The organism is Alicyclobacillus fastidiosus, assembly GCF_026651875.1.
GTDB classification, from domain to species: domain Bacteria; phylum Bacillota; class Bacilli; order Alicyclobacillales; family Alicyclobacillaceae; genus Alicyclobacillus; species Alicyclobacillus fastidiosus.
Window position 1 is genome coordinate 2,344,727 of the sequence record NZ_CP104067.1, and the last position, 14,234, is coordinate 2,358,960.

The 14,234-nt window shown below is 46.1% G+C and carries 7 protein-coding genes and 5 pseudogenes; 9 read left to right on the forward strand and 3 right to left on the reverse strand.

Features of this window, described 5'->3' with window-relative positions:
- Nucleotides 1-11: 11 nt before the first annotated feature.
- Nucleotides 12-1,335, reverse strand: a pseudogene (locus tag NZD89_RS11600) (ISNCY family transposase).
- A 679-nt stretch (nt 1,336-2,014) separates the two neighbouring features.
- Here NZD89_RS11600 and NZD89_RS11605 point away from each other — a divergent pair.
- From NZD89_RS11605 to NZD89_RS11630, 7 genes and pseudogenes are all read left to right on the forward strand, one after another.
- On the forward strand, nt 2,015-2,902 hold the full coding sequence (locus tag NZD89_RS11605; protein ID WP_268007874.1) for an alpha/beta hydrolase family protein: 888 nt from the start codon (nt 2,015-2,017) through the stop codon (nt 2,900-2,902).
- Between the two features lie 104 nt (nt 2,903-3,006).
- Nucleotides 3,007-3,448: pseudogene (locus NZD89_RS11610) on the forward strand (transposase); the annotation flags it as partial.
- A 121-nt stretch (nt 3,449-3,569) separates the two neighbouring features.
- Nucleotides 3,570-4,682, forward strand: coding sequence for an IS110 family RNA-guided transposase (locus tag NZD89_RS11615; RefSeq protein ID WP_268004949.1), 1,113 nt, complete (start codon nt 3,570-3,572; stop codon nt 4,680-4,682).
- Nucleotides 4,683-5,113: 431 nt separating this feature from the next.
- Nucleotides 5,114-5,836, forward strand: a pseudogene (locus NZD89_RS11620) (transposase); the annotation flags it as partial.
- Between the two features lie 325 nt (nt 5,837-6,161).
- Nucleotides 6,162-7,331: an N-acetylglucosamine-6-phosphate deacetylase gene (locus NZD89_RS11625; protein WP_268008468.1), complete on the forward strand. Its 1,170-nt coding sequence runs from the start codon at nt 6,162-6,164 to the stop codon at nt 7,329-7,331.
- 318 nt (nt 7,332-7,649) lie between these two features.
- Nucleotides 7,650-7,886 (forward strand): annotated as a pseudogene (locus NZD89_RS29575) (ABC transporter permease subunit); the annotation flags it as partial.
- A 412-nt stretch (nt 7,887-8,298) separates the two neighbouring features.
- On the forward strand, nt 8,299-9,606 hold the full coding sequence (locus NZD89_RS11630) for a Gfo/Idh/MocA family protein (RefSeq protein WP_268007875.1): 1,308 nt from the start codon (nt 8,299-8,301) through the stop codon (nt 9,604-9,606).
- 224 nt (nt 9,607-9,830) lie between these two features.
- On the opposite strand, the gene NZD89_RS11635 is transcribed toward NZD89_RS11630, so the two are convergent.
- Nucleotides 9,831-11,075 (reverse strand): IS4 family transposase, encoded by a 1,245-nt coding sequence (locus NZD89_RS11635; protein ID WP_268003651.1) that lies wholly within the window; start codon nt 11,073-11,075, stop codon nt 9,831-9,833.
- A 205-nt stretch (nt 11,076-11,280) separates the two neighbouring features.
- Between NZD89_RS11635 and NZD89_RS29580 the strand changes: the two genes are divergently transcribed.
- On the forward strand, nt 11,281-11,712 hold the full coding sequence (locus NZD89_RS29580; protein WP_369125244.1) for a Gfo/Idh/MocA family protein: 432 nt from the start codon (nt 11,281-11,283) through the stop codon (nt 11,710-11,712).
- 179 nt (nt 11,713-11,891) lie between these two features.
- Here NZD89_RS29580 and NZD89_RS11640 read toward each other — a convergent pair.
- Nucleotides 11,892-13,233 (reverse strand): annotated as a pseudogene (locus NZD89_RS11640) (IS1380 family transposase).
- A 55-nt stretch (nt 13,234-13,288) separates the two neighbouring features.
- Between NZD89_RS11640 and NZD89_RS11645 the strand changes: the two are divergent.
- Nucleotides 13,289-14,200 carry a Gfo/Idh/MocA family oxidoreductase gene (locus tag NZD89_RS11645; protein WP_268007876.1) on the forward strand — a complete coding sequence of 304 codons (912 nt, stop codon included), beginning with the start codon at nt 13,289-13,291 and terminating at the stop codon, nt 14,198-14,200.
- The last annotated feature ends 34 nt before the right edge of the window (nt 14,201-14,234 follow it).

Sequence of the window (14,234 nt, forward strand, 5' to 3'; positions counted from 1 at the left end):
CACGTGCCAACTTATTTGCTTACCTGGGCTGCTCTTCTTAGGTTGTGGGTTAGAATTCCGAACCCAACCCACACCGCCGTGCCCGAATGTCCACGGAATCGGCTGCGGTTGAGTCCGTACTTCTGTTTTAAGAGGCCAATCTTTGCTTCTCCTGCTGCTCTAAATCGCTGTAAGTCCTTGTACCAAGGTTCCTGCTCCAGCTCTGTCCGTTTCTTACTTTTCTTTCCTCGAAACGGAGTGCTGACATGTTTTCCCCAAGTTCCTCTTGCAAGACCCGCTCGTTTTTACGGCTGCCGAATCCCCGGTCGGTTGCTACTGCATGAGGTGCGGAGCCAAATATCTCTTGGTGGTGTTCCACTGCAGGGATCAACATCTCGTCATCAGATGGATTTCCAGAGTAGACTGCGTAACCGGTGACAAATCCGCTCTCCGTTTCGTCAATCCGGACCTTGTATCCAAACTCAACCTTCTTGGCCAGCTTACCTTTCTTAATTGGCCGAGCCATCGGGTCATGGATGCTAATCAGTCGGTCTGGAATAATACGGTTTCCGCTCAGTTTGATCCACCAAAGATTGCAATCCGTGCTTTTGCTTTTGCACAGACTGCTTCGTTGACCGCTGTAGCTTTTCAATCACTGATTCTGCCTGCTGCAGAACACTTTCCGTAATCTCGACTACGTCCTGCGTAATTTTGTTCACTTCATCCCAGGACCGGCTCATGCGTCGGCGCAACACTTTCGCGAAAGACAGCACCTTTCGTTTTACGATGTCAGTTTGGTCGACAAACCCTTCTGTAGCGTGGGACGCCACCTTACGAATCCTGTTTATCGTCCGAGTAATGGCACTTACCCCGTCCTGTAAGAGCGTTGCATCCGTTGGGTGATGGATATCCGACTCCACCACCGTGGTGTCTGTACGAAACTTGCGATGACGAATGACTCTTTCTTCGCTGAGTTTCTTGACTAGCAATTCATTTAGATGTTCAATCGTGCCCTCACCATACCGCTTACGAGCTTTGGAGTGTGGTTGCGTCAGGTACCTTTTGGTCAATGGCGATATGACAGAACCGTCTCCAGTGAAGACTGTCGCTGACCTCCTGAACGAGTGTTTCATCGCCCAGCTGATAACGAAATTTGATATACATGAGTCGAAGATAGGTCTGAACGGGGACAGTCGGACGTCCCATGGTGGTATTAAAGTTCTCCAGGAATGGCCACATGAATCGCTCGTCATTCAAAATCTGGTCGATACGTTCAAGTTCCGCAGGTAGCGAAAGCAGAGATTCGGGGAGAATTGAGTCCCATAGTGTCACTTGATTTTGGTGAGTTCGTAGCATTTTCTCATGCCTCCTAACAGGATTCCCGAGGCATGATGCCGAACTCTCAAGCAAAAGGAATTCGCACACACCTCGGGTGGATCTGTGATTGTCTCGACAACAACCACTTCACCAACGGGCATTGCGATTCCTTTTCTTTATTCAATTCGTGGACTTTTTCAGGGGCCACTAGCTATTTGCTTCACTCTATTCTCAAAAGCACAAATAACATGACAGGGCATTGTGGATTAAGGGGTGCAAAATACTGCACTGAAGTTAGTTTCATTCAAGAGTTGATTGGTGATGGTCATGCTATCCGAACCCCGATTGAAGGTCTCGTTTTCTCGACACAGTGTGATTAAAGACAATATTCTAAAATTTCATCTACACGACATACACTTAGTGTCGTGTACATCATTGATGTTAATTAAAAATAATTTTAATTATTTTGACAAATAATTGACCCAACAATCCATCGTTGGTTTAATGGTGGGTGTGGTATTCGGCTTCTATTAGAGGATGTAGGAGGGGGCATGTTGAGACGGATAGTGCGACTGTAACCGTTTTCTAATATCTGCACACGCCTCCAGTGTAATGTTTTACCTACAAGACCCTGTGCAACTGTGTGAAGGCTTTTCAGAATGTAGGCACGGTGTCTTTCCTTTAGTACAACTTGAAACGAAACGAGGAGGTGGAATAAGTGAGCGAATTATTACAACAATTTTTCCATTTGCTCGGAGATGGGTTATCTGATCGAGACCATGTTCGATCGGTACTCATTGAAGAGGTTATTTTTCCCACGTACCGGCGCGAGAAGTTGCTATTAACCGCTGGCACACGCTTTATTCCTATGTATGTGTTGGTGCCAAGGAACAGTAAGAAATGCCCCGCTATTCTAGCCCATCATCAACATAACGGAGAGTATCAATTTGGAAAGAGCGAGCCTGCAGGAATTGTGGGCAATTCAAATATGCGCTATGCACATTTTTTTGTAGAGCAGGGATTTATTGTTGCTACCTGGGATGCAATTGGATTCGAGGAACGTAACAACTCCCTATTTGGCAAAGCCCACGAACAATTTCTTGGCACAAAGGCTTTGGTGGAAGGAGCTTGCCTACAACGAGACTATACTCTTGACGCTATGTATGTTGTCGATTACTTGGTATCGAGGGATGATGTTCAGACAGATTGTCTTGCAACCGTTGGGCACAGTTTAGGAGGCCAAAATGTACTTTTCACGTTGTGTGCAGACCAGCGTGTACGTGTAGGGGTGTCCAGCTGTGGTATTGGGACAATTCAATCTTTTATTGAAGATAATGTCCAACACAATATCGCGTGGTACGTTCCAGGGTTGTTGAAGCTGGGGGATATTCCAGGCTTAGCACCTTTGTTGGAGGGAAAATCATTGTTTCTAAGTCAAGGTTTACGGGATCGTCTCTTTCCAATCCGAGGAGTTCGAGAGTTCGTCCATGCGGCAAAAAAGTACGCCCAGGTGGAACTCTATTTGTTTGATGGGGGTCATGACTTCCCTGAAGAAGCCAGAGCTGAAGCATCGCGCTTTTTAAGTGAGCGTTTTGCAGATTTCTGAGCCCTTGCAGGGCAAGGGATAACAGAACATAAAAAAGGACTTCACCCCAACTTCGAGAAGATTTCAAGTGACCAAACCAAAAATCTCCGAGGAGGGAAGTCCACTTGTATCTTCTCCAAAAGTCTCTGTTTTCCTTTGAGCAATGGCTAGAAATCGAACCCAGTGAACGGCTTGAACTGTTCTTTTCTGCCCTGGATCTTCAGCCATATGCCGCAAAGTTGAGGAATTCATCACCCCAGGGTGCAAAAACCTATCAATCGTGAATCAATTTTGCGAGCGTTGCTGGCTGCTCCGCTTGAGGGAATTTCAACCTTCACCAAGTTACATAAGCGTTTGGATAGCGACCTGCGTTTCCGGTACCAATGCGGGTTTAGGTTGGATGAACTCGCCCCGTCAATTGCCACACTCAGTCGAGTCTTCAACGCTGTAGTGGATAAAGATCTTGCTAAGGAACTCTTCATTGACCTGGTCAGCCAATGCGAAGATTCCGGCATCATCGACGGAACTCATCTTGCAATTGACAGTACAGCGATTGGTGCCTATGAGTTATCATGAACGAGGTTCGGCTCCATGTCACATTCTCGTAGGTTAGTGGCCATACTGCTGAGTAAAGAGAATTACCAGTAGATGTGACCGACCAGAGCTACACTGTGAAGGAGCCGATAATATGAAGGATATCACAAAAGTCGTGGGCTTAGACGTGTCAAAGGATTTCATTGCGGTGGCCATAGCAGATGTCGGAAGTCGTGAGGCGGCTAGATATTACGGAGAAGTGCCCAATACTCCGGAAGCTGTACGCAAACTGTTTTCAAAGCTCGGAAACGCAAGTGAAATCGAAGCTTGTTATGAGGCTGGTCCCACGGGTTATGAGTTACAACGCTTACTTACCCAACTTGGGGTTAGATGCATCGTCGTTGCACCCACCCTCATTCCGAAACGGCCAGGTGAGCGAATTAAGACAGATCGTCGAGATGCATTGAGATTAGCTCAGTTGTTTCGAGCTGGAGAGCTCACACCAGTCTACGTTCCGACAAGAGAAGATGAAGGGATTCGAGACTTAGTACGAGCGCGAGAGGATGCAAAAGAAGACCAATTGCGTGCGCGCCACCGTCTATCTAAGTTTTTGCTTCGTCACGATATTAAGCCCAAACAAAAAATGACCACCTGGAAGACTCGATATCGGGCATGGCTAGACACCTTGAAATTTGAAAATCGATACGAAGACGTGACTTTTCGCGAGTATCTCCATGCCATAGATGAGGTGGAGCAACGAATCAAACGACTAGAGACCGAGATTCATCATGCTGCAGAGACAAGTTCTCATGCCCCTCTTATCCAAGCACTGCAATCTCTTCGAGGAGTAAAGGAAACCACTGCAGTCACGATTGTAGCAGAAATCGGTGACTTTAGACGGTTTGTGAATCCGCGTCAGTTCATGGGTTATACAGGGCTCGTGCCTAGTGAACACTCGAGCGGTAGCGTGAAACGCAAAGGAAGAATTACAAAGACAGGAAACACACATCTACGACGGGTACTGGTTGAGTCAGCCTGGAGTTACCGCTATCGACCGGCGGTTAAAGGAGAAATTCGAAAACGACAACAGGGTCAGCCGGCTGAGGTCCAACGAATATCATGGAAGGCCCAAAATCGACTCCATAACAAGTACACACGCCTTGTCAGTAAAGGGAAACCTTCTAATCAAGCTATAACTGCAGTCGCTCGTGAATTAGCTGGGTTCATGTGGGCAATCGCACGCCAAATGCAGAAAGATAAAGCTTAACCAATAGAATTATACTTCCGCGTTCACCGGGAACCTTGAATGAGAAAACTGGAAGACTGGGCTCGAAGGCAAAAGTGTAAACCGTAGGAGGATAACCCACGTTTTCTTCTTGTGCTAGGTATTGCCCTCGCGAACCGAACGCACGCCATGAGTTCGTGGCAGGTCCTCTAGACGGAGAGATTAACTGTGGTAATCAACCCACGAATATCAGAATGCTCACCGTCGAGAAGTTTTTGCCTTCGTGCCGAGTCTTCGAGGTTAGTTGCTTGACATGGAGCCTCTGCGGCCCCGACGTGATGCCGGACGAGCGCCTCGGAAGGGCCGTATGGCGAATCAGCCTATCGGAGCCGCCACTCCATGTGAAGCAACGCGAAATCCCTGTTTTAGAACAGTGGCACAGCGGGAGTTGTAGTGGTGCTTGACATCCTCGTTCATATCAGAAGAAGCGTCCGAAATCACGTATCCAAGAAACGGGTAACGCCAACTGGGGTGCCAAGTACGACACATTTGGCAACAAGCTCACGTGGTTCGGCTGCAAAATTCACCTCGCAGTGGATACCGCCAGCGAGTTACCGGTAGCCTTGGGGGTCACACCAGCCCACGTTTATGACGGTGAGATGGCAATCCCACTCATGGAAGATGTCGTCGAAAACTACGGCTGGAAGGTCAGATACGTCATGATGGATGCTGGGTATGACCAGGTGAAAAACTACGAAGGCGCCCGTGGCTATGATACGCAGGCAATCATCGCACTTAATAAGCGAGGAGAAAAGGAACCACCTGCAGGCATGGCATCCGATGGCACACCTCGTTGCTCCATGGGCTACGACATGGTGTATTGGGGAGCCGACGGTGACCGATTAAAGTTCCACTGTCCGCATGCCGTTGGTAAAGTTGATTGCCCGCTTGGAATCGCAGCTTGTTCTGACTCCAACTACGGAATGGTAGTCAAGAAAAGCATCGCGGAAGATGTTAGGCGTTACGCGAACCCGCACCGAAACATGCGGGGTTGGATAGATCTCTACAACGAGCGAACGTCGGTGGAGCGTTGTAATTCCCGGCTCAAAGAAAATCTTACAGTCGACGATGTGCACGTTCGTGGCATTCAGAAGGTCACCACATACGCGTATCTCAATGCGATTGTTTACAGCTAGTGCACTGAAAACGGCTTAATCTGACACGATTCTTGGCGCTCTGCTACCGACAAGGGCATGTGGAAACTAGAAAAAACAAACAAGAAATGTAAATGAAAACCGTCAAACCGGTATTGATTCTTTTTTGGTTTCACAGAGAAACGCAATTCTGCAAAACGCTCAAGTAATAACTTATTTAAATGCCGTGTTAAATAATAGTTCTAAAATTTATGTTGAGGTGAGCTGGATTCTAACGCGCCTGTTATTAAATATGAATTTTGGTATTACTCGATTGAATTAGTTAGAAAATCGCTAAACTATACACTGCGGAGGGGCTGTGTTTGAAATGAAGTGGACAGGTAGACATTGGATAACTGGCGATACAGTTGTAATTACGTGTACTGAGGATGGGCGTATTAAGAGAATGGAGTCTTCAGATCAACGGTCAAATGTTTGGATTGGTCCAGGACTGATTGATATACAAGTAAATGGGGCCGGAGGGTTTAACCTGAATGATATAGCAGCCCGACCGATCACTGCATTAGGAGTACTGAATACACTTCGTACATATGGGATAACTAGGTTTTGCCCTACCGTTATCACTGGAACAAAGGATAGAATGCTAAACAGTATTCATGCTATAACAAGAGCGTGCGAAATTGATGGTTTTATGGAGTACTCCACCATTGGAATTCACGTAGAAGGCCCCTTTATTTCAGTTGATGATGGGCCACGCGGTGCCCACAACCGTGATTGGGTTCGTGACCCAAATTGGGATGAGTTTTTAGAATGGAAACGAGTTTCCAATGGAAGAATAAAGAAGGTGACTTTAGCTCCGGAGAAACCGGGAGCCATTGAATTTATTAAGAGACTTGTGGATTGCGGCGTAATTGCTGCCATTGGCCATTCCTCTGCTACAGAAGAAGAAATTCAGCGTGCTATAGAGGCTGGTGCTACTCTCTCTACCCATTTAGGTAATGGTGCTCATCCTTATATAAAGCGTCATCCCAACTATATATGGGCTCAACTGGCAGCCGACAGCATGTGGGCTGGACTTATTCCAGATGGTTTTCATCTGCCACCTTCAACTCTAAAGGTAATGGTACGAACCAAAGGGCGAAAAGCGATTCTTACAAGCGATGCGTCCCAATTATGTGGCATGTTACCAGGTCGTTACAAAACATACGACAATGGTGAAGTTGTCTTAGAACCGAGTGGCTTGTTACATCTGGCCCATACACATGATATTTTAGCTGGCTCCGCAACACCATTATACGTAGGAATTTCAAATATGGTTAAATTTGGTATTTCGAATTTAGGGGAAGCGATAAATATGGCCTCACTTCATGCCGCGGAACTGTTCGATATTGCGCATCAGGGTGTAGGGACCTTATGTGAAGGTGGCCCTGCAGATGTAATGATATACAATGCGGACGAAATAGAGAGCGGTGGGCCCATTAAGATTCTAAAAACTATTTGTAAGGGGCAGATTGTGTATTCTGATGCTGATGCGTGACTGTTTTAGTGTTGTGTTATGAAACAGTCGCCTAGAAAATCGGCATTCCGGATAGAACCAAAAGGGACCATCATGTTTATCGTGTGCTGCACAGGGACGATTACCATTAGTTAAATATTAGATCGCCCTCCAAATAGAAAAATAAAATAATAAAATTATTTCGAATAGTAAAAAATATTTGAAATAAAATTGTTCCAAACAAAGGTTGATGGTTCGATTGAGTTGTATTAATTATTGAAATATTCAAATATTAATGTGGTGAGTGGTGGTGATTTAATGTAAAGATCGTGTCCCTATGGTCAGGCTCCAAGTTTTTTTGGGACTGCTCCATTTTTTATTTATCTTATAATCCAGTTTATTAGTGGTATTCCAAAAGATTTGGATGAGGCCGCATTTCTAGATGGCTGCAGTACTTTTCGTTTATTCCGATCGGTGATCCTACCTTTAACCAAACCTGCATTGATTGTCGTCTCCATCTTTGCGTTTTATTGGACCTGGAATGTTTTCGGTCAGTTAATTTTCTTGTCAAAACCTAACTTATCTACGGTTCCGTGAGGCTTGAGTATGTTCCTGACGAACAAAGGAACTAGTGAATGGGGCGAATTGTTTGCTATGTCCATTCTTTCTGTAATACCCGTGCTTATAGTGTTTGTGATTTTCCAAAGACATCTCGTTGAGGGTATTGCAACTCAAGGTAGAAAAGGATGAGTGAAAACAATAAGTAACCTAGATAACAACAAAACCAATGTTTTCATCGTTTTGGTCAATGTTTCCATTTGCAGTTCTTCTCGTCTGAGCAATTGTGTGTTTATAAGCCGACATGCGTGGGAAATGGAACGGAGTTAAATTCAAAACGGTGTTGATAGTGGTTGTCTCGAGCACGGACGTTAATCTGCGATGGGATTTACGGAATCCGACGTAACTTGCTTATTATGCTTTTTGTGAATTTTTGTTAGAGGTGAATCCAATGATTAAAAATTATTGTGTAGTCGGCACTGGTTCCCGGGGCATCAGTATGTGGGCGAAACCATTGGTGAATGAATATCAGACAACGGCTCGACTTACCGGCATCTGTGACAACAATTTAGGAAGGTTGATGTTTGCAAAGACCGAGTTGGGTGAACAAATACAGACGTTTACGGATTTTGATAAAATGCTCGACTCCGTGCCGTGCGATTCGGTCATTGTAACGACTAAAGATTCACTCCATGACGAATTTATTATTCGAGCCTTGAAACGTGGAAAGGATGTGATTACAGAGAAACCTATGACTATCGATGCAAAAAAGTGTAGGGCTATACTTGCTGCTGAAATTGAGACTGGCAGAACAGTTCGGGTAACATTCAATGCGCGTTACGTACCGCATCGCACAAAGATTAAGGAACTGTTGCATGAGGGGATCATTGGTGAAATTCATTCTGTTGAGTTTCATTGGTACCTCGACACTGTCCACGGGGCTGATTATTTTCGACGTTGGCATCGAAAAAAGGAAAATTCAGGTGGGCTGTTAGTTCATAAAGCGACCCATCACTTTGATCTTATCAATTGGTGGTTAGGCATGGATCCAGTGGAAGTTGCCGCAATGGGGTCACGCCAATATTATGTGCCGAACAGGAAACCAGGGCACGGGCAACGGTGTCTAACCTGTAATGTCAAAGATAATTGTGAGTTTTATCTGGATGTTTCCGTGACAGAGTTTAAATCACTTTACTTACAAAATGAGAATTATGACGGTTATTATCGAGACCAATGCGTCTATTCAGAGGATACCGATATTGAAGATTCCATGTCTCTAATTGTTCGGTACGAGAATAATGTTCAAATGGTCTATTCTTTGACAGCTGCAACATCATTCGAAGGTTGGCGTGTAGCGTTTAATGGTAGTAAAGGAAGATTGGAAGCCTTTGAACCAGAAGCTTTTATTGCGGAGAAGAATCAGACTGATCTCGGCATACGGCGTCAGGGAACAATTCGTCGACGTTTAAATTGGGAGAGCACTCCATACACCGGCGCGGACATGGATTCATATTGTATTCGGTTTTACCCGTTATTCGGAGGGGGTGAAACATTTAAGATTCCGATAGAAAATGGTATGCACGGGGGGAGCGACCAAAGATTGCGGGACCATCTGTTTCTCTCAGACGTGTCGGATCCTTTAGGTCATGTCGCTGGCTCTCGTGCGGGTTCGATGTCTTGTTTAATTGGAGTTGCCGCAAATACGTCTATTGCGGAGAATAGATTTGTCACGATTTCCGAGCTCCTTCGAGATAAGTAAGTGTTTCATGCATTTATCCATAACATACAGTTAAAGATTGCATTATGTTTTCTTTCTATTCTAAATCACTAACGTTGCATAAAACTTCTCTGAGCCTGTCAAGAGAGGGTGAATTGCCGTTCAAAGTTACGGACTGAATACTCGGATTTTTTGTTTCCGTGGCTTATGGTCTAAAAGGTCAATACCCCTATGTCAGGTAGTCCGAATATCCATAATCAGGAATGTTAGATTAGGTCGTAGATAACGGTCTCAAGATGCTCCGTTTCACGCTCTATGTACTGCTGCACCGTTTGCTCAAAGATGTCTTCCACCTTGCATCGTCGTCGTCCCTTGGATGTTCGACCTGGTTTCTTGTACAACGCCTTCACAAACTCAGAAAAGGCTCGGTCCCAATAGAGACGTAGACATTTGTAAACCTCAAGTAGCTTGCCGCTGTGGGACACCTTCGCTTGCAAGAGAATCAACAGGCAGTACGTAATCAGTGCAATGAGCAGTTGGTTATACACGCCATTTTCACTATGACCGTATAGGCGCTTGAGTACCAGGTGCTGCTTGACCCATTTAAAGAACAACTCTATTTGCCAACGCTTTCGGTACACGTCACAGATTTGCTCTGCATCCATCGTCATGTCATTCGTCAGTATCACGACGCGCTTGCCTTCATTGTCCGTGGTTTCAAGCAACCGCAGGGTGTGCTCCATCACGTAATTTGGATAACTCCCCAAGCGTACCAATGCTTCTCTCGTAACCGGTGAATCGGACGGTACCTGTCGCTCTTCAATGACTTCGTGAATGACCGCATTATCTTTGAGCCGAGTGACAAACTTCGTTCCGTTTGCACAGTACGTATCGAACTTACGGTAATCCACATAGCCACGGTCAAAGACGTTCAACGCATTCGGTTCTACGACCACTAACGCATCCATCTGTGTCTTGTCCGCAGGTTTGGCGGGCGTGAGGATCGCCTTATCTGGCGCAACTTGATCGTCTAGAAATACCAGACGCAGGTGCAGTTTCACACCAGCTTTAGTACTGCGAAACTCTGCCCAAGGATACTGTGAAACACACATTGAAATGGTCGATGAGTCCACCAGATTAATCCGTCGCATTTTCTCGTTCGCTCGTTTTGCACCGACCTGGCGAGTGATTTGCTCGACACATTCACGGAACACGAAATCCAGAAAGTATGACGGCGTTTCTCGCAACTTCCTGGACAACTGGGAAGCACTAATAGAGTCTAGCGCCAGTTCTTTCTGGAGGGATTCATTGGCTTCCAACTCCAAACTGATGTCCTTCAGTGACGGGATTTGATTGACCTGGGCGAAGACGACGAGCCGGATGAATGAGATGACACCGAGCTTCTTAACGTACCGCTCCATCTTGAGACGGTTTAATTCCTGCAATATGGTACTGACATTCAGCGGGGTAACATACTCCCGGAACGCCGATTTCGTGGTATCCTTGTCCATGGTGGGTCTCCTTAGAGAGAGTTGGACAGGACTACCTGTACTTCTCATTCTAAGGAGATTTTTTCATGTTGGTGTTGTCTAAATCATGAAACTTCCAAACATTTCATCTATACATTCTGACAACTCGAAGCACTTGACAAACCATAAATTCCTTTATGCAACGCTAGTGATTCTAAATATAAATTATTTTAAGGAGTGATGTATTGTGATAAGAGCAGCCTTACTAGGAGCTGGACACAGAGGGATGTTCGCTTATGCGTCGTATGCACTTAAGAGACCTGACCGAATTCAATTTGTAGCAGTCGCGGAGCCAAACGAAGAACGTCGAAAACTATTTTCCGATCTTCACCACATCCTGGAGAACATGCAATTTGAATCATGGGAGGAGTTGCTTTCCCAACCAAAGCTATGCGAGGCAATGTTAATCTGTACGCAAGATCGAGATCATTTTCAGCCAACTATGGCGGCTCTTCGTGCGGGATACCATATTCTATTAGAAAAACCCATGTCTCCCGATCCCTTGGAGGCCATAACTATGGCAGAGGAGGCAGACTGTCAGCAACGTATTTTAAAAATTTGTCACGTGAGTCGGTATTCCACCTTTTTTAGGAAGGTTAAAAAGCTCCTGAATCCGTGACGTCTGTAGGGACTGGTCAAGGTAGTTTTGAACATGACTCCAAGCGTCGGCGAGCAGTCAACAGAGTGGTTCATTTTTGCATGTGAAGAGAGGAGTCTGTGAATTTGTCCACAGGTGAATAACCCCTTCGTTTCAGGGATGCATTCACATGTGGATACATCGGACGCTCTTTCCCTTCTTCATCCAAATGCTTCGTATAGTCGCCTAAACACGGGCAACCACCGGTTACCTCGTCCGAATCGTAGCCGTGTCTGCCTCGCGTGTCTCGTCATTTTCGCCGCAAGCGTGATGAGATTCTGGATCACGGTGCGTATGCGTCGCCTCTCTGCTTTCTTCCGAATCGGTGCATCCTGCTCTCTCAGGCTCTCCTGTCCGATGATGCGCAACAGGTTATATGCCAGTACACCAAAATGCAAGACAAGGTCGTTCGTTGCAAACTTCCCCGAGGGCAACCGTTCCAAATCTAAATCTGTCTTGATCTCGCTATGAAATTGCTCCATCGTTCCATGTGCATGATACAGGTCGATGATCACCTCTGGAGCCTCTGGCAAGCTCGTGACGTAGACGTTTACCTCAATGCTCGGGATGAGTAATGCTTGACCGTCGCTCTGGATCGTGCGTTCAATCACTTCAAACACCATCCGGACCGGTTTTTCTAATCCCTTCATTGGAGACAGGATGGACCCTCTGTACACCTTCTTCCCTGCACGGGGCTCTGTGTAGGTACCGTGTTGCTCAGCCGTCAGCAACCACGCATTCGGGTTCTCCTTACGTAGGTTCTTCTTCACGATAAAGTCGGCCGAGGTTTCGTCGGCCCTGCATACGACTAAGTTTTCTACGCTGTCATTTCCCGCATCTAAGCGTACGAGTAGGCGCTTGTCCGAAATTCGTTGAGCATAGCGGATACTCTGAGCCAGAAACGCGGCGGTCCCCTTTTGACAATGTGTACTTCCCGTTCGGAACTCTACGTGAACGGCGTATCCTTCCTGTCCTAAGTAAGCGAAAATCGGCGCGTATCCGTCGCACCCTTTATAGGTACGAGACACGCCCTCCTTCTTGGTTCCTGAGTTGTCAAATGGGGATACATCAATGTCAAGCGGTAGATATTCACGATGCCCATCCCCCAGTACAATGGGTGCAAGGTACACGCCCACCTTGCTCAATAGGTCAGCTGATTCTTCGAGGATAACCGATTGCCAGTCACATTTTTCTTCGGGTGCTACGAGATCCAGGCGTTGGCGTAGTGTTGGACTCGACGGTACATTGGAAATGGTCAACGCTTCAGGGAAGAACTCGTCCTGACGCAACGGCTCAATGTGGTCAAAGTCGCTCTTCCCCTGACACAAGAGGCCCAGGTAGGCGTAGGCAACATCTCGATTCGAAATTTCCGTATACGCGCGCCCTGGGACAGGGAGGGCTGAGACGTGCGGATAGTTGAGTCTTGCCAAGGAGCAGTCCAACCAGAGAAAGTCCAGAATGGGATGTCAATATTTCATCTGACTCTTCGATCACAAAACGCATGAAGGCACCACCAAGTAGGTGAGGTAGATTCGTCCATCTGATAGCGCCATTTTACTTGATTTCACGCGATTTTTGTCGTCCTCTTGAAAATCCACGTCACGGATTCAGGAAGCTCTTAGATTCCGGGAAAATAGGTAAAATCATGTCAGTACAGTGGGCTAAGAATGTCGGCTATTGGCACCACGCTCATAGTTTTGTGAGGGGGAACTGGCGTAATTCCCAACTATCCTCTCCTATGCTTCTGCAAAAATGCTGCCATGACATGGATATGTTGCAATGGCTCATTGGTGGTAAGTGTGAAAGTGTCTCGTCTTTTGGGAGGCTTTCCCACTTTAGGTCAGAAAATGCACCGGAGGGTTCAACAGAGAGATGTACGGATGGTTGCCGTGTTGAACATGAATGTCCTTATTCGGCAATTAAACTATACCTCAACGAAAGAGATGAATGGCCATCAAAAGTGGTGTCTTTGGAACCAACCTTGGAGGCCCGCATGAACGCTTTGCGTAATGGGCCTTACGGTCGTTGTGTTTACCGTTGTGATAATGATGTTGTGGACCATCAAGTCGTCAATCTTTTGTTTGATAATGAAGTGACAGTGAACTTCACTATGACTGCATTCACTCACCAGATAAGCCGTTCCTTCAAAATAATGGGAACCACTGGAGAACTTCGTGGTCACTCTTTAAAAAACGACATCGAAATCCAACATTTTTCTGGAGAGTATGAGAAGATTCGTCCTCAGCAGGTACAGGGGGGGCATGATGGTGCAGATGTTCTCATTATGCAGAATTTCGTTCAAGAAGTCGCAAATGGTCAGGTTCAAAACGGTACTACCTCGGGGTTAGAATCCGCAAGAAGTCATCTAATTGTGTTTGCAGCGGAAGAGTCAAGAAACACAGGAAATACGATAGTAATGGATGATTACGTGCGCAGTCTGAAACAGAACGCAAGTTCAGTAACAGTATAATGTAAGAACCGGGAGAGAGGATATAGGGGAGGGT

Excerpts from the sequence above, each read along its gene's own strand:
- NZD89_RS11615 (WP_268004949.1), top strand. The coding sequence starts at position 3,570 with ATGAAGGATATCACAAAAGTCGTGGGCTTAGACGTGTCAAAGGATTTC.
- NZD89_RS11625 (WP_268008468.1), top strand. The coding sequence starts at position 6,162 with ATGAAGTGGACAGGTAGACATTGGATAACTGGCGATACAGTTGTAATT.
- NZD89_RS11630 (WP_268007875.1), top strand. The coding sequence starts at position 8,299 with ATGATTAAAAATTATTGTGTAGTCGGCACTGGTTCCCGGGGCATCAGT.
- NZD89_RS11635 (WP_268003651.1), bottom strand. The coding sequence starts at position 11,075 with ATGGACAAGGATACCACGAAATCGGCGTTCCGGGAGTATGTTACCCCG.